Below are 24,055 nucleotides of genomic sequence, written 5' to 3' on the forward strand. Positions count from 1 at the left end.
CGGGTTTTCGGGGGTTTCTGCAGGTGGGCTGCTATCTGCTAGCGGCCTGATCAGGGGCGGTTTTGGTCGCTAGCAGGGTTGCTACCGGTAGCGACGCATGCCGCTACCGGTAGCAGGCTGTGAGGCCTATCCGGCGTCCCGCTTTTCGTTGCGCTGCGTAATCGCGGTGGCGATGTCGTCGCGCTTGATGCCGCGCTTGTTGACCTGTTCGCCGTCGATGCGTCGGCTGATCTGCATGGTGCCGATGCCGAACGGCTTGAGCGCTGCGGTGAGCGCTTCGGCCTTGGGCTTGGGCTCCAGTTCGGCCCACGGGCCGTAGACGTCGGGGCGCAGGTCGGCGAGGCGGTCGACGATGGTCTCGGACCACACCTTGGCCTCGCCCTTGCCCAGCACGGACGCGACGTCGTCCAGGATCGTCGCGGACACCTCCGGGGCCGGGGCCTCGCCGACCGCGTCACCGGTCAGCGTGCCCTCCGCCTCGCGCAGCGCTGCCGCGCGGGTGAGGATGCGTTCGGCGTCGCGGCCGTCGGCGAGGTAGGTGCGCACGATCCCGGAGTCATCGGACATGCCCTTGAGCAGGCCAACGCCCTTGTGGGACTTGAGCAGCTTGGATGCGTCCAAGCCCTCGCTGTAGGACCCAGCACCGAGGATCGTGTCGGAGACCTGGTAGGCGCCGACCCGCAGCGCGAACCGGGCCTGGTGCTGGTCACGCAGCTCGGAGGGGCACGCCTTGTCGTCCGGCTTCTGCGTCGCCGTCATCACCGAGACACCCACCGCGGGGGCGACCCGGGCGAGGTAGACCATGAGGGACAGGATCTCCTTGCCGTGCTCGGGGTGGGTCAGGTACTCCTGCACCTCATCGATCACGAACAGGGTCAGGGGCATGTTCAGCTTCTTGTCCCGGCTGATCTCCGGGGTGAGCTTGCCCTCCGGGCAGACGTGCAGCGGCAGTTCGGAGAGCCGGTGGTAGCGGTCTTCGACGTCCGCCTTGAGTTCCCGCAGCGAGGTCAGCAGGTGCTGCACGGGGTCGAACCCGTTCTTGGGCACGATGCCGAACCCGATGCGGTGCGCGACCAGCGCGAACTTGCGCCAGTCCGGGGACGCCTTGCCGTCGAACACGTACAGGCGCACGTACGGGTCCAGCGCGGCGGCCAGGGCGATCGTGCGGGCAGAGAACGTCTTGCCCTGCCTCGGGACGGCGCCGACCAGCAGCGACAGCCACAGCATCGTGGCCATGACCGGGTTGCCGCGCTCGTCGACACCCCACGGGAACGGCTTCCAGAAGTCCACCCTGGTTGCCCCGAGCAGCGGGGACTTGCCCGACGGGACGGCGAGCGGGTCACGGTCGGCGATCCAGTACGACACCCGCCGCCCGCTCGTCTCGTCCTTGTCGAGGAAGAGCTGAGTGGGGGCGATGTCCATACCGGAGGCGAGCCGGGCGTGAGCCTTCACCGCGTCCTCGAAGGTCTTGCCGTATGGCAGATCCACCACGACCCGCCAACCGTCGCCGTCCCGGCCGATCGGCCGCGGGAACGCGATGGTCTGATCCTTGGTGGTCAGCCCGGACGCCTCATGCGCGCGGATGACGATGTCACTGGACAGCCGCCGCTTGCGGAAGGTCACCTTGGCCATGTCGATGAGCGGCCGGTCGGCCGGCGCTCCGACCGCCCCGAGCGTGGTCGTCAGTGTCGCCACGGCCAGCAACAGCAGCCAGGACGGCGCCATGACGAACAGGGTCAAGGCGGCGGTGAGGCCGACGACTCCGCCAAGGAAGGCGACGATGCCCCGCAGACGGACGCGGTCGTTGCGCTGCCGCGACAGCTTCAGGTACTCCGCCGCGTCCTCGTTCGCCACCGACGCGAGCCGCAGCGACTTGCCCTCCGCGTCGAACACCCACCGGCCGATCGCGGCCGACCAGCGCCACGCCCCACGCGGCGAGTAGAACAGCACCTTCGGGGTGTAGATGCAGGGCAGGCGCACGGCGTGGTAGCCGACCACAGCCGAGTAGTGCCGCACCGCCCACTTACGCACCGCCGTGCGCTGGTCAGGCAGCTTGACCCAGTCCGGCAGGACCGGCAGACGGGCCTTGTCCTTGGCCTCCATCCATTCCGCGGCCGAGGGCGGGTAGACCTCGCGCGGCGGGTCCACCGGCGCCCCGTCGGTCAGCCCTTCGGCCTCGGGGTCGTCGGTGTCGGGGAGTTCGGCCTCCCACTCCCCCGGCTTGGCCTCGCCCTCGCTGGGAGCGGCGGCCGGCGCGGGGTCGTTCTTCTTCAGCGGGAACGGCAGTACCTCAGCCGTCCGTTCGTCGGTGGTCTCCGGGTCGTCCCGGGGCGGGAACTCGGGGTTTTCCGTCACGATGTACGCACTCCTTGGGGAGTCGAAGGGTCCGGTCGGCTTGCTGTGGAAGGTGGGCGGCCGGACCCGGGAGCCGGGGTGGTTCAAGCGGCGCGCTGTTCCTCGGGATAGACGCAGGTCACGCACATGCCGAGCGTGGGCGGGATGACGTATCCGGCGTCTTGGTGGCACTCGGGGCAGCGGCGGCGAGCGGCATTGGCTTTGGCGAGGGCCGCCCACCGGGCCGGGGTCATCGGCCGCACCGGCAGGGCGAGGTCGACGCGGTACAGGTACGCGGTCAGCGGCTCCCGACGGCGACGCCGGCGCAGGACCTGCGCCGCGATGTCCTGGCCACCCGGGCGCAATCCACGGATGCGGAGCTGTCGGCGGGTGGCCAAGCCGTCCGGGGCCAGGCGCCACGGGTAGGTGGGGATACCGAACTTGATGCCGTCCGGGTCCCAGAACCGCACGCTCACGCCACGCGCTTCCACGCGGCCCGCAACCGGACCTCGGAGGCGGAATGACCGGCCTGGCGAAACCGGGCCGCCATCTCGCGATACGACAGAGCCGGGGTCTCGCTGTGGGTGATCCCGTCGACCAGCGCGTCAAGGGCCGCGTCGGTGAGCGCCGGGCCCGACTCCAGAGACAGGGCGGGGACCGGTTCGGTGGGACCCCACACCGGGAGCTCCCAGCGGGGCGTGACGTCGGGTGGGACGCGGCTCGTCACGCTGGTCAGCGCCCTGCCGGTGTCCTCGCCCTGCCGTGCCTCTTCCAGCGTCGACCACGCCCGCGAGAGGGTCTTTGCGGTCTTGGCCTGTACGCGGGCGACGCGGGCACCGGCCCCCGTCACGGCCGTCAGCCGGGTCTCCTCGGTCGCCGCGTCCGCCCGCAGCCGGGCCCGCGCCACGGCCGCCTCATCCCGCGCCTCTTGCTGAATGCCCCGGATCGCGTCCAGGGCGGCGGTGGTGAGCGCGGTGCGCTCCCACAGTCCGTGAACCAGCCACAGCGCCTTCGCGGCGATCGGCAGCCACGCCACGGCCAGCCACGCGCCGGCCGACTGTTCGGCGGTCAGCGCGTGGGCGACCAGGACACCGGCCGCGATCAGACCGAAGAACCAGCCGACCGCGGTGACGATCCGGCTGTGGTCGCCCTGCGCGGCGAGGCGCCGTTCGTAGGCGAGGGTGGCGAGCCATCCCCCGTCGATGCCGAGTCCGACGACCAGGGCGACCGGCCACGGCACGGCCGTGCCCAGCCACATCATGACCACGGCCAGAGTGAGCACCATGGACACCGCCGTCATCGCGACGGCGGGCAGTACGGTCTTGGCCCTCATGCCGCTTCCCCCGTCCCGGCCCGGTGGCCGCGCACGGAACGCAGGAACGGCACAGTGCGGGTCAGCGCGTCGGCGTACAGGGCGTCCCAACCGGCGATCTCGTCACCGGCCTCCGCCTCCGCAACCAGGTCGGCGAGGACGTCACGGGCCGCGTCCTGACGGGCGGCACGCTCGCCGTCCGTCTCGAACTCCAGCGGGCCCCGGAACAGGTCGACGTCGATACCGAGCGCCAGTTCCGCGAACTCCAGGTCGCCGTGCGCTTCCTGGCCGGCGACGAAAGTGCGCATACGCATGGTGGGTCTCTCCTCAGTGCTACGTCGGGGAAGCGGGGCGGTCGGCTGTCCTGTCCGGGAGTGCGACCGCCCCACGAAGAAGGGGAGTGAGGGGACTAGCTGATCTGCACGTGGCCGCTGGTCACCCGACGGCGGACGTCCAAGTGACCCGCGCCGGTGACGCGGACGCTGCCGGAGGTGGCGTTCACGGACAGACGGCCGGTGGCCTGCGCGGTCGCGGCCATGCGGACGTTGCCGGAGGTGAGGTTCAGCCGGGCACAGTGGCCGCTGTAGGCGCCGACGTTGACGTTGCCCGAGGTGAGGTTGATGTCCAGCGGGCCGCTGACCTCGCCGACGATGACGCTGCCGGACGTGACGACGGCTTCCAGGTCGCCGACCCGCTCAGCGGTCAGCGTTCCGGAGGTGCCGTCGTACTCCAGCCGCGCGAGCGTGCCGGTGACGACGGTGTTCGCGCTGTTGGTACTGATCGCGGCCACCGACTTGGCGGGCAGGTGGATCGCGGCGGTGATCGGGGTGACCGCGTCCCCGGCCGGACCGGTGGCGGTGACCTCGCGGCCGTTGACGAACACCTTGCCGCCGCCGTGGCCGGTGATGTGGACGTTGCCGTTCACGATCTGCACGCCGTTGCCGCCAGAGAACGTCATGGTGTTGCCGCCCACCCGGATCGTGGTGCTACCACCCATGCCGCCGGCCACGTCGGGGACGCGGACCCGAAGGTTCTGCCCGGTGAGGCTGACGGTGGTGTCGCGGATCGCATCGGCCGACGGGCCGGAGGTCGCCTCCGTTGTCAGCACCATGCGCGCCTGCTTCAGCGCCGGGTCGACGGCGACACGGATACTGCCGGCGTTCATCGCCAGATCCAGGGCGATCGGGCCGACGACGTCCACGGGGATGATGCGCTCGGTCATGGGCTACTGCTCCTGACTGGGTCGGGATGGGAGACCGAGCGCGGCGGGCTGTCCTGTCCGGGAGTGCCGCCGGGCTCGGTAAGCAGGCCAACGCCGCGAAGGCGGCGGGCCAAGTGCCCCGGGCGAGATCCGATCTCGCGCCCTCACGGCTGGATACCGGGGCCGACGGACCTCACCCGGCCGTCACGGGGGCGGGGTCGAGCCCCGCCAATCAAGCACGCTGTTGAGTTCTCAAGGAACGGACGCTGCCTTCGTACTCACCCCTGCGGGCTTTCCTTCGGACGTTGCAGTACCTGTTTTACAGGTACTGCATAGGAGTCCGTCAAGTACCGCGACGGAACCTCTTGCGCTTCGCGCCGGGACTTCTTGGCGCACAATCAGAATCGCCCCAGGTCAGGGGACTTGGTCACCCCCTACGTGGACACCTCAAGGACGTCCGGATACCTTCAAGAGGTCCCAAGACGTCCCACCGGGGGTGCAGATGTCCAACGAGCGTTTGCGGTCTGCCTTGTTGGCGAGCGGCATGACGATTCAGGCACTGGCCGAAGAGATCGACGTGAACCCGAAGACCGTCGAACGGTGGATCACCAAGGGGAAGGTTCCGTACCGGCGACACCAGTACGCGACCGCCGCAGCGCTCAAGGTCGACGTCACGACGCTGTGGGAGGACTCCCGGACTCAGGAGTCAGCGGCTGACCTGAGCAAAGCCGAGATCACGGCTGTCTACCCGCATCGGCACGTCGTGCCGTCAAGCCTCTGGCGGGAGATGTGCGAGCGGGCCACCGAGCGCATCGACATTCTTGTGTACGCCGGTATCTACCTGGCGGAGGACCCTCTCTTCTTCTCGACCTTGAAGGAGAAGGCCAAGAGCGGCGTCCGCATTCGAGTACTCATGGGCGATCCGGAGTGCGAAGCCGTCATCCGACGCGGCATCGACGAAGGGCACCGCATCATGGGCGGCAAGATTCGGAATGCGCTGGTCAACTATCGTCCGCTGTTCACGAGCCACCCCGAAATAGCCTTTCGCTTGCACGACACCGTGCTCTACAACTCGATTTACCGCGCCGATGACGAGATGTTGGCCAACACCCACGTGTACGGCATCGGTGCCTACATGGCGCCCGTCCTCCACCTGCGGCGACTCCCCGGAGGCAGTCTGTTCGACACCTTCGCCAACAGCGTTCAACAGACCTGGGAAGGTGCCAGGCCAGTAACCGAACTCGACATCATGGGAGCTTGAGCATGGGACGCATCGACTACTTGCACGACCCGGACGCCCCGCCGGCCAACTCGGTTGTGCCCTCGGTCGTCGCGTTCGTACAGAACGACGCGGGCCAGGTGCTGATGATCCAGCGCTCTGACAACGGGCGGTGGGCACTGCCAGGGGGCGGCCATGACGTGGGCGAGTCGATCAGTCACACGGTGGTGCGCGAGGTGTGGGAAGAGACCGGCATCAAGGCGGAAGTCGTCGACATGTCCGGGATCTACACCGACCCGGGCCACGTGATGAAGTACGACGACGGCGAGGTCCGGCAGCAGTTCAGCATCTGCTTCCGCGCACGGCCGGTCGGCGGCGAGGTGCGTACGAGCAACGAGACGACGCAGGTCCGATGGGTGGACCCATCGGACCTGTCGACGTTGGACGTCCACCCCACCATGCGCCTCAGGATTGAGCACGCCATGGACCGGGCTCGCCTAACTCCCTACATCGGCTGACGCTTCGCGGCGGCGACCCGTTCGAGCACACGCGATGTACTCGCGAGGATCTCCGGTTCGGCACGACGGATGAACGTACCGATCAGGCTGTCCGGCCCGTAGCGGCCGGCGATCTCGTTGACGCGGTCCACGGGATTCGTGGGTGTCCCGTCCGGAGTGGTGTTCATGTCGCAGTAGCAGAGCGCGTCATTGAGCTCAGCGCTCTCTCTCGCGAACTCACCCTCAAGTTCCTCGCGTAGCCCCCGGGCGTCCGCCTCCATCCATGAACAGGAGTGGTGGGCGACTAGGCGCACGATCCGCGCATCAGCATCCGCGACATCTCTGAGGTAACGGGCCCCGTCAAGCGGGTGGAATCCCGTCTTGGCGAGGTCCGGTGCGTAACCGATGTCGTGCAGGACCGCAGCCGCCTCCAACAGCTCCGCGTCCGCGCCGAGGATCGGCGCGATGGTGCGTGCGCGCTCAGCGACTCCGACCGAGTGCTTCCAGCGACGCGGCAGCGGGTCGGCTAGCAGCGATTCGGCGAGCGGGTAGGCCCACTCCGTCAGTCCCGTCACAGCGAGGAACTCTCCTCTCGATTCGGCAGGGCCCGCACGGTCCGTGCCTTGCCCTGCCCCCCTCCGGACAGCCACCCTGCGGCTTCCAGCTTCTCCAGCGCTTTAGTCACCGTCGGACGCGAGACATCGAACCTCTCGCACAGTGCGGAAGCGCTGGGGAAGGTTGCCCCGACCTCAAGGCCGTCATCCTCGAAAACGTCAGTGAGCCGTTCCGCGAGGGGTCGGCGGTCGGTTCGCTGTCCTTCCCTGACCACACGCCAGCGTCCGCCCGGCACCGGCTCCGCAGCGCCTTCCTGCTGAAGCACCGCGAACGCCCGGAGAACCACCCCGCGCGAGACTCCGTGATCGTTCATGACCGCCGCGACCGACGGTACTTCCGACATCTCCGGGTCCGCGTCGATCTGCGCCTTGAGCAGGCGCGCGATCTTCTGAAAAGTCCCGCGCGGGCTTGCTTGCTGCGACACTCACCCTCCCTGTCCGCGTCTCCCGCCGTCAGGGTCAAGCGTGCCATGCTGAACGTCCGATCCAGAGCACTCCAGTAGCTCAGCGTTCGAGCTTGCGAAAATGCAACTCATCTACCCAATGCCCATTTCACCTACTCTGGCGGCGGAATCTCGCGAGTCCTAATCTTTTCTGGGTCATTACCAACAACGGCGGCGACCTCCTCAGCAAATTTCACAACCCGATCATTCAAGTATGAACTAAATGAGCTGTAGCTCACCACATCCATCGAGAACTTCCCAGTTACCCCAACCATGTCAATATCTCTTTCGATCGAGACCCATTCCACAGATTCAGCCGATGGATCGTCAGCATGCGCATCGACATAAAAAAGCTCTCCACTAGTGACCACAATAGGGAAACAGAGGTGCATGTGAGCAAAGGACGGGACACTGTTTGACAGATCACGGATCGGCCTGAATGCCTCAACAGCTTTCACCAGAGGAAGGGTCAGCGAGTCGAAAATCGAAGCGTTATCCGCATTCCATTCACCACTTTTCATGTGCATTCTAACAAGTTGCATACCCTTCCTTCCGTCCCGTCCTGGACCGTGCGGAAGATCATGCAGCCCAAGCCAGCTCCAAGTGCTTTTTCTCATAAAACGGACCCGTCCATCACCCCCCGTCGTCTCATACTTCACAGACTCCACTGGCAGAGTATGTGCATGAGGCTGCATTGTCCGCTCATTCTCACTCGGCTTTCTACCTAGAACAACGTACGGGCCGGATGAATTCTTACACTCAACCAAAAGCTTGACACCGACGGTAATATCCCTTTCCTTGTTCGCATAAAACTCCCTGAAGGCGTAAACGTCGATCTCTCTCGACTTGCCTTCCTCCGGATCCTTATACGCGCGGCCGGTATACACATAAAAATTAGCTTCGCTAATCTTCTTGGCTACCCGCTGCTCTAGCAGAAATCCCGTACGCTCCAATGCCTTGATCACTTGGTCGCTACTCGGCGTGGGAAATTGTCGATCACTCATGCCGCGATCATAGATCCCTACACTTCAAGCCTGCGCGCGATTTGACGGACCTCCGTACAACTTGGCCAAGGAGCCCCGCGCAGTCCGGTCACCGTCTCAGTTTCCGTCTCGTTCGTAGCCGTACGCGGCCGTTCAGAACCGTACGCCGCGCCCCTTCGGGCCCGGTATCCGTACAGGTCTGAACGCCGCCGAACGATCCCGGATCATGCGCTGACCAGGCCGGACAAACCTGCAAAGCGAGTTACGTGGGTTCGATTCCCGCCACGGCCTCAAGCGCCTGACCAGGCACAACGAAGGGGCGGCACCTCACAGGGTGTCGTCCCTTCCTTCGTCCGTCTCAATCTCCCGCGGCCTACTCTTGCGGCAGCACTGGCGTGGACGAGGAGGCCGACGTGTCGGAGAGCTTGGTGGGGCTGCCGTTTCCCGATGGGTTCCGGGGTGGCGAGGGTCCTGCTCCGCACCCGCTGCTCGGGCCCGTGCTGGGGTTTCTGGGGTTGTGGCGGGGGCGGGGGCTGGGTGGGTATCCGACGCTCGGCGGGGACTTCGTGTACGCGCAAGAGGTCGGGTTCAGTCATGACGGGCGGCCCTTTCTGCGGTACGAGGCCCGTGCCTGGCTGCTCGACGGGGACGGGGCGCCGCTGCGTCCGGCGGCCCGGGAGAGCGGCTGGTGGCGGCTCCAGGCCGACGGGCGGGTGGAGGCGCTGATCACCCAGCCCACCGGTATCACCGAGATCCTGACCGGACGTGCCCAAGATGGCGTCGTGGCGCTCGATACGCACACCGTGGCCGTCACTCCCACCGCCAAGGAAGTGACCGCGACCCGCCGCCGGTACACCCTGGCCGACGCCGACGCCGACGCCGACACCTTCACCTTCGTCCACGACCTCGCCGCCGTAGGACAGCCCTTGCAGCACCACCTCTCCGCGACCCTGCAGCGCGAGGTCGGTCAGAGCACGCCGCCCGCCTCGTCCTGGAACAGTTCCGTCCAGTAGTGCCAGTCCTCGTCCGTCGTCGTGCCCGTCGGGTCGATGGTGGACAGGGCCCGGATCATCGTCTTGGCGACCTGGGCGTAGAGGGTGTTGGTCAGTTCGTGGCCGAGGGACTCGTCTATCCGGCGTTCGCGGTGGAGGAGCCAGAGGGTGAAGGCCAGGGTGGAGATGTCGGTGTTCAGGGGGTGGAGGGTCGCTTCGCGCTCGCTCCAGTTCAGGACCGCGCCCGTCTCCCCGTCGACCACCAGGGTGTTGTCCTCGATGAGGTGCCCGAGGACGATCAGGCGGTCCGCCCTCGGTGGGAGGGCGACCAGCCGGTCGGCCTGGTGCTCCGCCAGGGTCGGCAGCGGGGCGTCCGGGTCGGTGTGGAAGAGGACGCCGTCCTCGGGCAGGCCCGTCACCGCCAGGAAGCGGCGGGTCGGGGCGTGCGTGAGCGTGGACGGGAAGTCGATGTCCTCGAAGCGGACCACATGACCGCGGCCGAACTCCTGGTCCAGGAGGCGCGGCGGGAGGTCCAGCGCCAGGCCTGACTCCGTGCCCGGACCCGCCACCAGCGCCAAGGGCCGGATCAGGGCCGCGATCTTCCAGAACGTCGGCACGTCGCCGCCCGTGCCCTCCTCGAACACCGTCAGCAGCTGGCGCGTCGCCTCCTCCACCGCCGTAGGACCGAAGCGGCCGGCGTAGGAGGCGAACTGGCCGCGTACCTCGGTCAGTTCGTCCGTCGCCGTGGCGAAGCGGACCAGGGTGGGGAGGGACGGGGCCAGCGGGGTGCGGCCCATCAGGTCGGGGCGGGCGTGGAAGAACGCCGTCGTGGAGACCTCGCCGGTCGCTCCGTCGAGCACGACCGACTCCCGCTCCCTGCCGCGCAGATCCGTGAGTCCGCCTATCACCAGCTGGTCGCGCAGCTCCTCGCTGAGCCGGCCGCCCGCGTCGGACGTCGCGTCCGCCACGGTCCGCAGGCCCTCCCGGCGCAGCTCCTCGAAGCAGAACAGGTCGCTGTCACCGGGCAGTCCGGGCCCGCTGAGCCAGCCGCGGGTCGAGGCATGCGTGATGTACGGACGCAGTTCGTCCTCGGTCAGTCTGATCGCCGCTACCGCGGCTTCGGTCGTGCTCATGGTTCCCCCGTGTGCTTTGTACGCAGTCCCCCGGCTGGGCACAGCACGGCGACCCGGTCGGGCCCGGCGCGCGTCCCCCACTGCCCAGAACACTACGCGCCACCACTGACAACGCCCCCGTATCAAGGAGACGTCACAGCACCCTCGCGCGTTCCCGCCCCGCGAGAATCGCCTCCACCGTCTGGGCGGGGGTCTGTCCGGAGGTGTCCAGCCACAGGCCGATCGGCGGCGTCGACGCCCGCAGTGCCTCGTCCAGCGCGGGGACCGTCCAGGCCGCGCCGTCGTAGCCCGTCTTCGCCCGCGCCGCCTCCCGGGCGGCCACCGTGCCCGCGTCCGGCGCGAGGACGACGACGTACAGCGGGCGGGTCCTGACCAGTCGGACGTACCCCGTCAGCTCCTCGCCCAGCACCACGTCCTGCACCACGGCCGTGAACCCGGCCTCGGCGTACGCGTCCGCCGTGGCGGCCGACAGCCGGTACCGCAGGCGGAGTTGGGCGAGCGCCTCGCCGGGGGCACCGGGCACGAACTCCTCGCGCCCGGACACGATCATCCGCCGGAACACGTCCCCGCGCACATGCGCCGCCCGCGGCAACCGCTCCGCCAGCGCCTGCGCGACCGTCGACTTCCCGGCCGCCATCACCCCGGTGACGAGCACGACGCCCTTCACACGAACTCCCCCACCTCAGAGGGGCTCACCGGAGGACCGGACGGACTCAGCGGTCCGTCACCACCGCCGCCTGCGGCCGGATCGGCAGCCGGTTCACCGGACGGCCCGTCGCGGCCCGTACGGCTGAGGCGACCGCCGCCGGGGAGGTGACCACCGGCACCGCGCTGGCCGCCTTGGCGCCGAACGGTGCGACCACGTCCCGCTCCTCGACGAGCTTGACGATCCGGATGTCGGGCGCGTCCAGGGCCGTGGGCAGCGCGTACCCGGTGAGGTCCGGGTGCCGGATCAGCCCGCGCGCGGTGCGCAGGTTCTCGGTGAGCGCTATCCCGACGCCCTGCGTGACGCCCGCCTCGATACGGGCCTCCAGCTGGGCGGGGTTGAGGATCCGGCCGACGTCTTGGGCGAGCGCCAGCTCGACCACGCGGACCGAACCGAGCTCGATGTCGACGTCGACGACCGCGCGGATCGCGCAGAACGCCATGCCCACGAAGGCATCGCCCTGGCCGGCCTCGTCCAGCGGCTCCGTGGGGTGCGGACGGCACTGCGCGGTCGCCCACAGCTCCTTGCCGTCCATGGCCTCGGTGACGGTCGTCGACAGGACGCCGTCGTACGAGGTGATCTTGCCGTCGGTGATCTGGAGCAGTTCGGTGGACATGCCGAACTTGTGCGCCAGGGGCTGGAGCAGCTGGGTGCGGACCATCTTGGCCGCGCGTTCCACCGCTCCGCCGGAGACCCAGGTGTGGCGGCCACGCGCGCCCGCGCCCGCGGGAGGCTGGTCGGTGTCGACGGGGGCCACATGGACCTCGTCGATGCCGAGGGTCTCCTGGACGATCTGGCGGGCCAGCGTGGTGAAGCCCTGTCCGGTCTCCACTGCCGCGCAGAGCACCGTCGCGACGCCGTCCTGGACCCGTACGGTCGCCGTGGAGACCTCGTCCGCGCCCTCCGCGCCGAGCATGTGGACCATGCCGAGGCCGTAGCCGACGCCCCTGCGGATCGCGCCGGGTTCGCCCGCGCCCTCGGGGCCGCCGGGCAGCAGCCACTCGTCCTCGGGGGTGTCCTTGGGCAGCGCGGGCAGCGGGAAGTCCCGTACGGCCTGGAGCAGTTCGGCGACCGGGGCCGGGCAGGTGACCGTCTGGCCGGTCGGGAGCACGTCCCCCGTCGCCAGGACGTTGCGCAGCCGCAGCTCCGCCGGGTCGAGGCCCAGCTTCTTGGCCAGCTTGTCCATCTGCGCCTCGTAGGCCGCGCAGACCTGCATGGCGCCCTCGCCGCGGACATGGCCGGAGGGCGGGTTGTTGGTGCGTACGGCCCAGCCCTCGATGAAGGCGTTCGGGACGACGTAGGGCCCGCAGGCGAAGCCCACGGCTGCGGCCAGGGCCTCCGAGGAGGTGTCCGCGTAGGCGCCCCCGTCGAGCAGGATCTGCGCCTCGACCTTCACCAGCTTGCCGTCCGCGTCGGCGTGGTGGCGGTATCTCAGGAGCGTGGGGTGCCGGTGCACATGGCCGAGGAAGGACTCCTCGCGCGTGGCCGTCAGTTTCACCGGGCAGCCCGTCTTGAGCGCGAGCAGGCCGAGCGGGAGCTGGAAGCCCTGGTCCTCGCGGTCGGCGGTGGCGCCGGGGACGCCGGTGACGACGACCTTGACGCGCTCGGGCTCCAGGCCGTAGCAGGCGGCGGCGGTGTCGCGGTCGGTGTGCGGGTCGGTGGAGGCGAGGTACAGCTCCACGCCGCCGTCGGGGCGGGGCACGGCGAGACCGGCCTCGGCGCCGATGGGCGCGGGGTCCTGGCGGCCGATGCGGTACTGGCCCTCGACGACGATCTCGCCGGTCACGGAGGGGTCGCCGTGCTGGAGCGGGATGTGCCGGACCAGGTTGCCGTCGGGGTGCAGGGGCTCGGCCTCGAAGGCCAGCTCCGGGTCGGTGACCGGCTCCAGGACCTCGTACTCGACGATCACGGCGGCCGCGGCCATGCGCGCGGTGTCGGGGTGGTCGGCGGCGACGGCCGCGATGGGCTCGCCGTGGTGGCGTACGACCTCGGAGGCGAACACCGGGCGGTCGGCTCTGCCGCGGCCGTGCACCGGGCTGCCGGGGACGTCCTCGTGGGTGACGACCGCGCGGACTCCGGGCATCTCACGCGCGTGTGAGGTGTCGATGGACACGATGCGCGCGTGCGCGTGCGGCGAGCGCAGGACGGCGGCCCACAGCAGGCCCTCGGCCCACAGGTCGGCCGCGTACGGGAAGGTGCCCTCGGTCTTCGCGCGCGCGTCGGCCGGCGGCAGGGAGACGCCCAGGCCGTGCGGAATCGGCTCGGGGGCGGGGGCTGCCTCCGCGGCGGTGGTCGCGGTGGCGGCTTCGTTGCTCACGCCTGGCCTCCGTCCTGTCCCTGTCCGTACGCCTGCTCATGTGGTCCGGAGGCGCTCGGGAACCCCTGGGCCTCGAACGCCGACGGGTTGACGCCGCCGGCCCCGGGGCCCGCCTGATGCGGGATACGTGCCTCGTCGCCGTCCGTCTCAGCGTCGGCGGCCGCGTGGGCCTCGCGCTCGGCGACGACCTCCTTGACGGCGTCGACGACACCCCGGTAGCCGGAGCAGCGGCAGAGGTTGCCGCACAGTGCCTGCCGGGTCTCCAGCTCGGTGGGCGCGGGGTTGCCCTCCAGCAGGTCGTGCACGGTCATCGCCATGCCGGGCACGCAGAAGCCGCACTGCACGGCACCGCAGCGGGCGAGGGCGCGCTGCACGTCGGAGGGGTGGCCGTCCTCGGCGAGCCCCTCGACGGTGCGCACCTCGCTCCCCGCGGCGGTCACGGCGGGCGACAGGCAGGAGGCGACGAGGCGGCCGTCGACCTGGACGTTGCACGCCCCGCACTCGCCCTGCGAGCAGCCGTCCTTGGCGCCGGCGAGCCCGAGCCGCTCCCGCAGCACGTAGAGCAGCGACTCGCCGATCCAGGCGTCGGTGACGGGCCGGTCGACGCCGTTGACGCGCAGGACGTAGGAGGCGAGCGGGTGCTCCTCGCCGGAGGCGGTGGGGGCGGGGGCGCCGGGGGTGGCGGCCCGGTCGTCGGGGTCCTCGGAGTCGCCCGCGTGCTCCTCCGCCGCGCTCAGCGGCCCCTGCTCGTCGTCACCGGCGGCCGGGGCGAGCTCCGCACCGGCCTCGGCGGGCCCTTCAGCGGCTTCTACGGCCCCTCGGGCGGCCTCGGAGCCCTCCGGGGCGTCCCGGTGCTCACCGACGTCCGGAGTGGGCTGTGAGGAGGCTGCGGAGGGGCTGTCCGCGTAGGGCTCCGCGGAGCCGTGGGGGTCGGCGGGACCGTGGGGGTCGGCGAGGCGGGTGCCGCTGCCGTCCGTCCGCGCGTCGGACGGTGCGTCGGCGTCTCCGGCGGGCACACGCGCGTGGCCGTCACCGGCCGGCCCGCCGGGACCGTCGTCGAACGCACCACCCTGGCCGCCGTCGAACGCCCCGCCGTGCCCGTCGTCGAACGCCCCGCCGTGCGGCACGTGCGCGTGCCCCTCCCCGGCCGGTTCGCCCTGCTCGGGTACCGCGCCGGGTCCGCCCTGGGTCCCGTCGTCCGCCCACGGCTGCGCCGGCTGGGTCGCCCAGGGCGCGGCCGCGCCGCCCGGCAGGGTCGCCGGAGGGGTGCCGCCCCACTGCTCGACCAGGGACGACGTGGTGAACTCGCCCGATTCGTCCGGCAGGTCGCCGCCCGCGACGGGGATCGACCACTGGCCGGTGACGTCGTGACCGGGGGCAGGGGCGGGGGCCGCCGCGGTGTCCGCGACGTTCCACTGCTGCGTGGTCGCGGGGTTGTACGTGAACTGTCCGGTCTGGCCGGGCGGCACCGCGTTGGCGTCGGGCCAGCCCGACCCCTCGGCCGGCGCGCCCCACGCTCCCGGGGCCGCCGGGTCGGTTCCGGCACCCTCGCCCTGGGCGGCCGTTATCCGCGGCGGCACATAGCCGTGACCGGGCGCGGCGAGCGGACTGTCGGCGGAGGCCAGGAGGGCGTCGATGCCGCCTTCGGGGAGTTTCACAAAGGCGGTCGCGCCGTCGTCGTAGTCCCCCTGAGGGAGCGGGTCCCAGCGGCCGGCGGCCCGGGGCGTGCCCTCTCCGTGCTGGTCGTCGGTCACGACAGTGCCCTCCCCAGTGCTCGTCGGGCCAGCGCGGCGACGGTGCGCCGCAGGTGCAGAACGGCGGGCGGATGCTGCGGTACGGAACCGTCCGGGGCCGGCGCCGGGTCGGGGATGCAGGCCGCCGCCACGTACTCGCCGAAGGCCTCCAGGGCCTCCGGGACCAGCGCGCGATTGTTGTCCCAGTCGATGAGCCGGGCCACCCACTGCTCGGCGTCCAGGGGCCTGAGCGGCATCGGCGCTATGGCACCGACGGCGCACCTGACCCCGCGTCGGGCCGGGTCCAGGACGAGGGCGACGGAGGCCATCGCGCGTCCGGGGCCGGTGCGCCCGGTCACCTTGAGGAAGACCTGCGGGGCGTGCAGCAGGGGCACGCGCACGAAGCCGATGAGCTCGCCCGCGCGCAGCATCTCCATGCCGGCCAGCAGGTGCGAGACCGGCATCTCGCGGCGGGCGCCGTCCGGGCCCGCGATGATCAGTGTGGCTTCGAGGGCGGCGAGCACGGGCAGCGCGTCGCCCGTGGGGGCCGCCGAGGCGATGTTGCCGCCCAGGGTGCCCGCGTTGCGGATCTGCGGCGGGCCGGCGGCGCGCGCGGCGGCCGCGAGCGCCGGGATGAGGGCGGCGAAGTCGGGACGGCCCATGCGCGCGTGCGTGAGCCCGGCGCCGAGCAGGGCGTGCCCGTCCTGGTACTGCCAGCCGCGGATCTCGCTGATCCGGCCGAGGCCGACGAGGGCGGCGGGCCTGAGCTGTCCGGAGTTGACGGCGGCCATCAGGTCGGTGCCGCCCGCGACGGGCACGGCGGCGGGCATGGCCGTGAGGGCCGCCACCGCCTCGTCCAGCGTCGTGGGCAGCGTGACGGACTGCGCCGCCTGCGGTGCGTGCGTGGTCAAACCGGCTGCCCCTTCCCGCTGCCCCACCTGGTCCTGCCCCGTTGCTGCCGTACGGTACGTGCTGACAGGGCGGACGTGGCAACTCTGGCACATCTTCGCAACACCCGAAGACAGGGGTCCGCTAGGAGGCGTTCGGCGGCATTCGCCCAGCCCATCAGGGAGATGGTCCGTTTTCGTACGGCATCACCGGCACGCACCGATTGACACTCTTCGGTGACTCTTGAGGTCTTTTTCCCCTACCTGTTCGGAGGCGCCCCCTCGATGGGCCGGCCGAGCACACCGGGCCGCTTCTGCCACGGCAACGGCCCCCCGGGCGGCCGGTAGCCGACACCCAGGGCGTCGAGGCGCTCGTAGTGGACGGCCATGCGCCGCTCGAAGTCGGCGAAGTCCCGTTCCGCCGGGACGGGCAGGGCGCTCCAGGCCACCTCCGCGAAGGCAGCGAGCCGGGGGAACGCCTGGTAGTCCACGCGCGCGTGATCCTCCATCACCTCGGTCCACAGGTTGGCCTGCGTACCGAGCACATGGGCGGCCTCGGCCGAAGTGAGCTGCGGTGGAACGGGTTCGAAGCGGTACACGTCCTCCAGGGTGCGGACGTACCCGATCGGTACCGGCTCGTCCGCGCCGGCGTCCTGACGGTGGTCCAGGTACACGTGCTGCTCGGGACACATCACGACGTCGTGACCGGAGCGGGCGGCGGCGATCCCGCCCTCGTAACCGCGCCAGGAGGAGACGGCCGCCCCCGGGGCGAGCCCGCCCTCCAGGATCTCGTCCCAGCCGATGAGCCGGCGCCCGCGCGCGGTCAGCCAAGTGTCGAAGTGACCGATGAACCAGGACTGGAGTGCGTCCTCGTCCGCGAGTCCGAGTTCCCCGATGCGGGCCTGGACCGAAGGCGACTGCCGCCACTGCTCCTTGGCGCATTCGTCGCCGCCGATGTGAATGAACTCGGAGGGGAACAGCTCCAGCAGTTCCTCGAACACGCCCTCGTAGAAGCGAAGGGTGTTGTCAGTGGGGGCGAGTACGTTCAGGGAGATGCCCCAGTTGTCCCAGACGGAGAGGGAGGACGTGTCGATGACGTCGGTGTTGCCGAGTTCCGGGTACGCGCTGATCGCTGCCTGCGAGTGTCCGGGTACGTCGATTTCGGGGACGACGGTGATATGCCGTTCGGCGGCGTAGGCCACGATCTCGCGGATGTCGTCCTGGGTGTAGAAGCCACCGTGCGGCTTCTCCTCCCACAGCGGTGAGGCCCGGTGGCCGAATTTGGTGCGCGCCCGCCATGAGCCCACCTCGGTGAGCCGGGGGTACCTCTTGATCTCGACGCGCCAGCCCTGGTCGTCCGTCAAGTGGAAGTGGAAGACGTTGAGTTTGTGCGCGGCCATCAGATCCAGGTAGCGCAGGACCCCGTCCTTGGGCATGAAGTGCCGGGCCACGTCGAGCATGAGACCCCGCCAGCGGAATCGCGGGGCGTCCTCGACGAATGTGCCCGGTGCGCGCCACTGACGGCCGGGTTCGACGGGGGCCCGGCGGAAGGCGCTCGGTCCGAGGAGCTGACGCAGCGTCTGGGCGCCCCAGAACACCCCGGCCGGCCCTCCGCCGTGGATGGTGATGTCGTCGCCGTTGACGTACAGCTTGTAGCCCTCGGGGCCGAGGTGACCTGCGTCGGCGGGGGCGATCCGCAGCCGGATGGTCTCGCCGTCGTCCCCGGCGCCGGGGGCCAGGGCCAGTCCGGTGACCGCGCCGAGAGTGGCGCGCAGCCACCGCGCCGTCGCCTCCGTGCCGGGTCCGGCGTCGATCACCGTGCTCTCGTCGAGCAGGAAGTCGCCCACCGGCGGGTGCGCTACGGCTGCGGGCGCCGGAATCAGTTCAGCCACGTCAGTCCTTAACCGCTCCGCCCAGCCCCGAGACCAGGCGTCGCTGTACGAGTACGAAGAACACCAGCACCGGAATCGTCATCACCGTCGAAGCGGCCATGACCCCGCCCCAGTCCGGCTCGTCCGGCTTGTAGAAGACCAGCAGGGCCATCGGCAGCGTCGACTGCGAAGTGTCGCTGATGATGAACGACTTGGCGAAGAGGAAATCGTTCCAGGCCGAGATGAAGGAGAACACACTCGTGGCCACCAGGCCGGGCAGGACGAGCGGGAACAGAATCTGCCACAGGAATCGCCCGCGGCTCGCCCCGTCGATGTACGCGGCCTCTTCCAGGGCTTCCGGTACGGCCTTCACGAACCCCCTCAGCATCCAGATCGCGAAGGGCAGCGAGAAGGCGATGTGGGGCAGGATCAGCGACCCCAGGGTGTTCAGCAGACCGAAGTCCCGCATCTGGAAGAACAAGGGGATGGTGAGGGCCTCCACGGGCACCGTCTGGGCCACCAGAAACATGATCAGCAGGGTGGTCCGGAAGCGGAAGCGGAATCGTGTCACGGCGGTCGCGGCGAGAAACGCGATCAGTGCCGAGATGATCACGACACTGCCCGCGACGACAAGGCTGTTGACGAAATACCGACCGAAATCCTGCTGCCCGAACACGCGCCGGAAGGAATCCAGCGAGGGCGCGAGCGTCCAGGGCCGGGGCTCGGTCGACTCGATCTCCCCGGCCGGTTTGAAGGCGCCGAGGACCATCCAGTAGAGGGGGAAGGCGACGACGACCGCGATGAGCAGCGTCGCGGCCTCGGCGGCGGTGCGCCAAGGACGCCGTAGAAGATTCAGCCGCTGCGGATGCAGCCGGAGGAGATTCAGCCGGAGAAGATTCACAGCTCCTCCCCCTGTCGGCGCAGCAGCCGCAGGTACACCAGCGTCACCGCGAGCAGGATCAGCAGCATCACCACGCCGATCGCCGAGCCGAGGCTGTACTGCGAGGAGGCGAAGGCCTGTTGGTAGGCGTAGACGTTCAGGACGAGGTTCTGGCCCGCGATGCCGCCGCCGTTCGTCATGACGTAGATCTGCGTGAACACCTTGAAGTCCCAGATCACCGACTGGATGGTGACGACGGTCAGGATCGGCCGCAGCATCGGCGCGAGCACCGAGCGCCAGGTCCGCCACTGCGAGGCGCCGTCCAGCGCGGCGGCCTCCAGCACCTCGGACGGGACGGCGCGGATACCGGCGTAGACGGTGACCATGACGAACGGGAAGGAGCACCAGACGACTTCGAGCAGCACGAGGAAGAAGGCGCTGAACCGTCCGTACGTCCAGGAGTGGTCGCCGAGTCCGAGGACGCGGTTGACCGGACCGAAGTCGGGGTCGAAGAGGAAGAGCCAGACCGTCGAGCCGGTCACCGCGGGTGTCGCCCACGCGCCGAGCGCGGCCAGCATCAGCGCCAGCCGCGGCACGGCACGCACCCGCGTGAGCAGCACGGCGAGCGCGCAGCCGACGGCGAGGGTGGAGACGACACAGGCCGCCGCGAACAGCACGGTGGCCAGCAGCACCCGCCAGAACTCCGGGTCCGAGAACAGGGCGGAGTAGTTGGAGAACCCCTCGAAAGTGGTGGCTTCCCCGCCGCTGACCTGGGCCTGGGTGTACTGGAAGAAGGAGATCAGGCCGAGCTGGTAGATCGGGTAGACGAGCAGTCCGGCGAGGACGACGAGGGCGGGGGCGAGATAGAGCCAGGGGGTCCGGGTGGTGCGGTGGGTCACCGAGGTCACCCGACGGACCCGAACGCGGCGTCCATCTTCTTCGCCGCTTCCCCGGAGGCCGCGGCCACGCTCTTCCGCCCGCTGATGACCTCCTGGAACATCGTCGGCAGCACCAGCGAGGAGTCGATCTGCGACCACCCGGCGGACGCCGGCACGAACTTCGTCCCCGCGGCCAGGGTCTGCGCGAACGGCTTCACATAGGGCTGCTCGGCGGCGACCTGGGCCCGCACGTCCCCGAAGGTCGGCAGGAATCCCATCGCGTCGAACATCGACGCCTGCGTCTTCTTCGACGTGAGCCGCTCCATCAGCTGGACGGCCAGCGTCCGGTGCGAGGTGCTCTTCAGTACGCCGATGTTGTTGCCGCCGGCGAACGCGGGAGCGATCGACCCGGCCGAGACCCCGGGCAGCGGCACCACCGCGTACTCGCCCTTGACCTTCCCGGCCTCCACCGCCGTATGGCTGAAGTCGCCCCCGATCGCCATCCCGGCCTTGCCCGCCGCGAACGCGGTGATCGTGTCGTTGCCGCCCATGCCGGCGCACTTGGCGGCGGGACAGTTGTCGTCGGTGAAGAGCGAGGTGTACTCCTTGATGCCCTTCTGCGCGGCCGCGCCGTCGATCGCCGAGGCGTACGACCCGCCCTTGCCCACGGCCAGTTCGCCGCCGTTGGCCCAGATGAAGGGCATCGCGCCGTACGTGTAGGCGCCGCCGACGACGAGGCCGTACAACTCGGGTTTCGCGGCACGGATCTTGCGGGCGGTGGTGGCCAACTCGGCCATCGTCCTCGGGACTTCGAGGCCGAGTTCCTCGAAGACGTCGGTCCGGTAGTACAGGGCGCGGACCCCGACGTAGAACGGCGAGCCGTACACCTTGCCGTCCACGGTGACCGAGGTCCTTGCCGTGGGGTCGGTGTCCTTGGACTCGCTCCAGGCGCCGAACTCCTTGGTCACGTCGAGGAGTCCGCCGTCCTTCACATAGCCGGCGGTGTCGGTGTTGCCGTACTCCATCACGTCGGGTGCGGAGGACGGGTCGTTGAAGGCGGCCTTGACGCGTTGGGCGCGGGTCTCGACCGGGATGTACTCGACGTCGACCTTCGTGTCCTGGTGGGCCTTCTCGAAGGCGGTGACGACGGAGTCGACGACCTTCTCCTTCGGCTTGTTGCCGACCTCCTGGAAGAGCCAGACGCGCAGGGTGCCGGTCTTCTCGTCCTTGTCGGAGGAGGAGTTGGAGGAGGTCTGGGGGGCGCAGGCGGTGACGACCAGGGCGGCGAGGAGCAGGGAGGGGAGGTGGGGGGAGAGCTTCATGGAGTGGGCCTCCGGGCGCGTTGCAACATGTGCAATGACAGTTTCGCTCAACGCAACGGAGGTTAGAGTGTGCATGAACACGCCCACAAGAGGTCTCAACCAATCCGTGACACGCAAAAGGCCCCTGGGGCGCGTGGTGCGCACCCCAGGGGCCCTGTGAAGCTCAGCCGGGCGACCGGCCCGGTCGCCGCCGGTCTCAGCGGTCCTAGTTGTCGCCGCCCTTGTCGTCGTCCCCGGAACCCATGGACTCGTAGATCTCCTTGCACATGGGACACACGGGGTACTTCTTGGGATCGCGGCCGGGTACCCACACCTTGCCGCAGAGCGCCACGACGGGGGTCCCGTCGAGGGCGCTCGCCATGATCTTGTCCTTCTGGACGTAGTGCGCGAAGCGCTCGTGGTCGCCGTCGCCGTGGGAAGTCTGCGGCGTGGGCTCGACGAGGGTCCCCGTACCAGTCCCGCGCTCGGGCTCGAGAGTGCTCATATCGCCAAGAGTACTGAAGGTCACATGGATCAGTTCAGCGAAGGGTCGTCCGGGTAGGTGGCCACCATCGCGAGCTCGTTGCGCTGGCGGCGCAGCACCTCGCGCCACAGTCTCTCCGGGGACGGGGAGGAGACGTCGCCGGGTTCCGACTCGACGACGTACCAGGCGCCCTCCACCAGCTCGTCCTCCAGCTGACCTGGTCCCCAGCCGGCGTACCCGGCGAAGATGCGCAGGGAGCCGAGGGCCGAGGCGAGCAGCTCGGGCGGGGCCTCCAGGTCGACCAGGCCGATCGCGCCGTGCACTCTGCGCCAGCCCAGCGGGGCCCCGTCGACGGCCCCGCCGCCGGGTATGACGGCGACCCCCAGGGCGGAGTCCAGGGAGACCGGGCCGCCCTGGAAGACCACACCGGGCTCGCCCGCGAGGTCGGCCCAGCCCTCCAGGATGTCGCCCACGTCCACCGGGGTGGGCCGGTTGAGGACGACGCCGAGCGAGCCCTCCTCGTCGTGGTCGAGAAGGAGCACCACCGCGCGGTCGAAGTTCGGGTCCGCCAGGGCGGGCGTTGCCACGAGCAACCGCCCTGTGAGCGAGGACACCTCGGTCATGCCAGACATGATCCCGCATCTTCCCTCCGCGTGGGGAGGCAATGCCTGTCCACGAGTGGATGCAGCTCAGAGCGCAACGGTGCGCCGTCCGCGCACGCCAGGCGCCCGTGACCCCATGTGCCCGGCACCTAGCGGTTCGTGTTGTGACAGAGCTATGACGTGACTGAGCGGCACTTGGGCTTACAGAAGGGGGGTGGGCGGCGATTACCCTTTCCCTTCTGGCCCCTGCCCGACTCATCGGAACGCGAGATACATGACCGTCAACGGCTCTGACGACGTACTGCTTGTCCACGGCGGAACCCCGCTGGAGGGCGAGATCCGTGTCCGCGGTGCGAAGAACCTCGTACCGAAGGCCATGGTCGCCGCCCTGCTGGGCAGCGAGCCGAGTCGACTGCGCAACGTTCCGGACATCCGTGACGTGCGGGTCGTACGCGGACTGCTGCAACTGCACGGGGTGACGGTCCGTCCGGGTGAGGAACCGGGCGAGCTGGTGATGGACCCGACGCATGTGGAGAGCGCCAACGTCGCTGACATCGATGCCCACGCGGGTTCCAGCCGGATCCCGATCCTGCTGTGCGGTCCGCTGCTGCACCGGCTCGGCCACGCCTTCATCCCCGGCCTCGGCGGCTGTGACATCGGCGGCCGGCCCATCGACTTCCACTTCGAGGTGCTGCGGCAGTTCGGCGCGACGATCGAGAAGCGCGCGGACGGACAGTTCCTGGAGGCGCCGCGGCGGCTGCGCGGCACGAAGATCCGGCTGCCGTACCCGTCGGTGGGCGCGACCGAGCAGGTGCTGCTGACGGCGGTGCTCGCCGAGGGTGTCACCGAGCTGTCCAACGCGGCGGTGGAGCCGGAGATCGAGGACCTCATCTGCGTGCTGCAGAAGATGGGCGCGATCATCGCGATGGACACCGACCGGACCATCCGCATCACGGGGGTGGACCGGCTCGGCGGCTACAACCACCGTGCCCTGCCGGACCGGCTGGAGGCCGCCTCCTGGGCGTCCGCGGCGCTGGCCACCGAGGGCAACATCTACGTCCGCGGCGCCCAGCAGCGCTCGATGATGACGTTTCTGAACACCTACCGGAAGGTGGGCGGGGCCTTCGAGATCGACGACGAGGGCATCCGGTTCTGGCACCCCGGTGGGCAGTTGAAGTCCATCGCGCTCGAGACGGACGTGCACCCGGGCTTCCAGACGGACTGGCAGCAGCCGCTCGTCGTGGCGCTCACCCAGGCCACGGGCCTGTCGATCATCCACGAGACGGTCTACGAGTCCCGCCTCGGCTTCACCTCCGCGCTCAACCAGATGGGTGCGCACATCCAGCTGTACCGCGAGTGCCTGGGCGGCTCGAACTGCCGCTTCGGCCAGCGCAACTTCCTGCACTCGGCGGTCGTCTCCGGCCCCACCAAGCTCCAGGGCGCCGACCTGGTCATCCCCGACCTCCGCGGCGGCTTCTCCTACCTGATCGCCGCCCTGGCGGCCCAGGGCACGTCCCGCGTCCACGGCATCGACCTGATCAACCGCGGCTACGAGAACTTCATGGAGAAGCTCGTGGAGCTCGGCGCGAAGGTCGAACTCCCCGGCAAGGCGCTCGGGTAACCGCAGCAGTCGTAGAAACGCCGATGGGGCGGCCACCCAAGTCCGGG

General features: G+C 69.6%; 23 protein-coding genes. 4 read left to right on the forward strand and 19 right to left on the reverse strand.

The genetic code is table 11. The features are described 5' to 3' along the window. Positions 1-126: 126 nt before the first annotated feature. The 5 genes from ACFULQ_RS23625 to ACFULQ_RS23645 all read right to left on the reverse strand — a co-directional run bounded on the left by ACFULQ_RS23625 (position 127) and on the right by ACFULQ_RS23645 (position 4,868). Entirely contained in the window at positions 127-2,355 is a 2,229-nt protein-coding gene (locus ACFULQ_RS23625; RefSeq protein ID WP_383546914.1) for a cell division protein FtsK, read from the reverse strand. An 83-nt stretch (positions 2,356-2,438) separates the two neighbouring features. Further along, complete coding sequence (locus tag ACFULQ_RS23630) at positions 2,439-2,810, reverse strand: RRQRL motif-containing zinc-binding protein (protein ID WP_383546916.1); 372 nt, start codon at positions 2,808-2,810, stop codon at positions 2,439-2,441. Beyond that, positions 2,807-3,667: a protein spdB gene (locus ACFULQ_RS23635; protein ID WP_383546918.1), complete on the reverse strand. Its 861-nt coding sequence runs from the start codon at positions 3,665-3,667 to the stop codon at positions 2,807-2,809. The genes ACFULQ_RS23630 and ACFULQ_RS23635 overlap by 4 nt, the downstream gene beginning before the upstream one ends. Further along, entirely contained in the window at positions 3,664-3,954 is a 291-nt protein-coding gene (locus tag ACFULQ_RS23640) for a hypothetical protein (protein ID WP_284437187.1), read from the reverse strand. The genes ACFULQ_RS23635 and ACFULQ_RS23640 overlap by 4 nt, the downstream gene beginning before the upstream one ends. A gap of 101 nt (positions 3,955-4,055) precedes the next feature. Next, positions 4,056-4,868, reverse strand: a complete 813-nt coding sequence (locus tag ACFULQ_RS23645; RefSeq protein ID WP_383546920.1) for a DUF4097 family beta strand repeat-containing protein — start codon at positions 4,866-4,868, stop codon at positions 4,056-4,058. Between the two features lie 481 nt (positions 4,869-5,349). Here ACFULQ_RS23645 and ACFULQ_RS23650 point away from each other — a divergent pair, with 481 nt between their 5' ends. Continuing rightward, entirely contained in the window at positions 5,350-6,108 is a 759-nt protein-coding gene (locus tag ACFULQ_RS23650) for an XRE family transcriptional regulator (RefSeq protein WP_362671816.1), read from the forward strand. Positions 6,109-6,110: 2 nt separating this feature from the next. Further along, entirely contained in the window at positions 6,111-6,584 is a 474-nt protein-coding gene (locus tag ACFULQ_RS23655) for an NUDIX domain-containing protein (protein ID WP_383546943.1), read from the forward strand. On the opposite strand, the gene ACFULQ_RS23660 is transcribed toward ACFULQ_RS23655, so the two are convergent. From ACFULQ_RS23660 to ACFULQ_RS23670, 3 genes are all read right to left on the reverse strand, one after another. Further along, positions 6,572-7,138 carry an HD domain-containing protein gene (locus ACFULQ_RS23660; protein ID WP_383546922.1) on the reverse strand — a complete coding sequence of 189 codons (567 nt, stop codon included), beginning with the start codon at positions 7,136-7,138 and terminating at the stop codon, positions 6,572-6,574. The two genes, ACFULQ_RS23655 and ACFULQ_RS23660, sit on opposite strands and share 13 nt — an antisense overlap. Continuing rightward, the gene (locus ACFULQ_RS23665; RefSeq protein WP_383546923.1) at positions 7,135-7,602 is read right to left on the reverse strand and encodes a GntR family transcriptional regulator; all 468 of its coding nucleotides are present in this window, start codon (positions 7,600-7,602) and stop codon (positions 7,135-7,137) included. Before ACFULQ_RS23665 ends, ACFULQ_RS23660 begins: the two co-directional genes overlap by 4 nt. Before the next feature lie 131 nt (positions 7,603-7,733). Further along, entirely contained in the window at positions 7,734-8,624 is an 891-nt protein-coding gene (locus tag ACFULQ_RS23670; protein WP_383546925.1) for a hypothetical protein, read from the reverse strand. A 392-nt stretch (positions 8,625-9,016) separates the two neighbouring features. Between ACFULQ_RS23670 and ACFULQ_RS23675 the strand changes: the two genes are divergently transcribed. Continuing rightward, on the forward strand, positions 9,017-9,616 hold the full coding sequence (locus ACFULQ_RS23675) for an FABP family protein (RefSeq protein WP_383546926.1): 600 nt from the start codon (positions 9,017-9,019) through the stop codon (positions 9,614-9,616). Here ACFULQ_RS23675 and ACFULQ_RS23680 read toward each other — a convergent pair. From ACFULQ_RS23680 to ACFULQ_RS23730, 11 genes are all read right to left on the reverse strand, one after another. Then, positions 9,571-10,728 carry an SUKH-4 family immunity protein gene (locus ACFULQ_RS23680; protein ID WP_383546927.1) on the reverse strand — a complete coding sequence of 386 codons (1,158 nt, stop codon included), beginning with the start codon at positions 10,726-10,728 and terminating at the stop codon, positions 9,571-9,573. The genes ACFULQ_RS23675 and ACFULQ_RS23680 overlap by 46 nt on opposite strands. A gap of 133 nt (positions 10,729-10,861) precedes the next feature. Further along, on the reverse strand, positions 10,862-11,395 hold the full coding sequence (locus tag ACFULQ_RS23685) for an AAA family ATPase (RefSeq protein WP_383546929.1): 534 nt from the start codon (positions 11,393-11,395) through the stop codon (positions 10,862-10,864). A gap of 46 nt (positions 11,396-11,441) precedes the next feature. Next, positions 11,442-13,751 carry a xanthine dehydrogenase family protein molybdopterin-binding subunit gene (locus ACFULQ_RS23690; protein WP_383546930.1) on the reverse strand — a complete coding sequence of 770 codons (2,310 nt, stop codon included), beginning with the start codon at positions 13,749-13,751 and terminating at the stop codon, positions 11,442-11,444. Then, entirely contained in the window at positions 13,748-15,505 is a 1,758-nt protein-coding gene (locus ACFULQ_RS23695; protein WP_383546931.1) for a 2Fe-2S iron-sulfur cluster-binding protein, read from the reverse strand. The genes ACFULQ_RS23690 and ACFULQ_RS23695 overlap by 4 nt, the downstream gene beginning before the upstream one ends. Then, positions 15,502-16,395 carry a xanthine dehydrogenase family protein subunit M gene (locus ACFULQ_RS23700; protein WP_062245691.1) on the reverse strand — a complete coding sequence of 298 codons (894 nt, stop codon included), beginning with the start codon at positions 16,393-16,395 and terminating at the stop codon, positions 15,502-15,504. Before ACFULQ_RS23700 ends, ACFULQ_RS23695 begins: the two co-directional genes overlap by 4 nt. A 236-nt stretch (positions 16,396-16,631) precedes the next feature. After that, complete coding sequence (locus ACFULQ_RS23705; protein WP_383546933.1) at positions 16,632-18,263, reverse strand: beta-N-acetylhexosaminidase; 1,632 nt, start codon at positions 18,261-18,263, stop codon at positions 16,632-16,634. A gap of 1 nt (position 18,264) precedes the next feature. After that, positions 18,265-19,098 (reverse strand): carbohydrate ABC transporter permease, encoded by an 834-nt coding sequence (locus tag ACFULQ_RS23710; protein ID WP_383546945.1) that lies wholly within the window; start codon positions 19,096-19,098, stop codon positions 18,265-18,267. Between the two features lie 41 nt (positions 19,099-19,139). Further along, the gene (locus tag ACFULQ_RS23715) at positions 19,140-20,030 is read right to left on the reverse strand and encodes a carbohydrate ABC transporter permease (protein WP_383546935.1); all 891 of its coding nucleotides are present in this window, start codon (positions 20,028-20,030) and stop codon (positions 19,140-19,142) included. Next, positions 20,027-21,322, reverse strand: coding sequence for an extracellular solute-binding protein (locus tag ACFULQ_RS23720; protein ID WP_383546937.1), 1,296 nt, complete (start codon positions 21,320-21,322; stop codon positions 20,027-20,029). The genes ACFULQ_RS23715 and ACFULQ_RS23720 overlap by 4 nt, the downstream gene beginning before the upstream one ends. Positions 21,323-21,527: 205 nt before the next feature. Beyond that, complete coding sequence (locus ACFULQ_RS23725) at positions 21,528-21,806, reverse strand: DUF3039 domain-containing protein (RefSeq protein ID WP_383546938.1); 279 nt, start codon at positions 21,804-21,806, stop codon at positions 21,528-21,530. Positions 21,807-21,835: 29 nt separating this feature from the next. Continuing rightward, positions 21,836-22,408 carry a YqgE/AlgH family protein gene (locus tag ACFULQ_RS23730; RefSeq protein WP_123761083.1) on the reverse strand — a complete coding sequence of 191 codons (573 nt, stop codon included), beginning with the start codon at positions 22,406-22,408 and terminating at the stop codon, positions 21,836-21,838. Between the two features lie 253 nt (positions 22,409-22,661). Between ACFULQ_RS23730 and murA the strand changes: the two genes are divergently transcribed. After that, positions 22,662-24,008, forward strand: coding sequence for a UDP-N-acetylglucosamine 1-carboxyvinyltransferase (gene murA, locus ACFULQ_RS23735; RefSeq protein WP_356460844.1), 1,347 nt, complete (start codon positions 22,662-22,664; stop codon positions 24,006-24,008). Positions 24,009-24,055 lie beyond the last annotated feature (47 nt).

This window comes from Streptomyces sp. NPDC057253 (assembly GCF_042669125.1).
Lineage (GTDB): Bacteria > Actinomycetota > Actinomycetes > Streptomycetales > Streptomycetaceae > Streptomyces.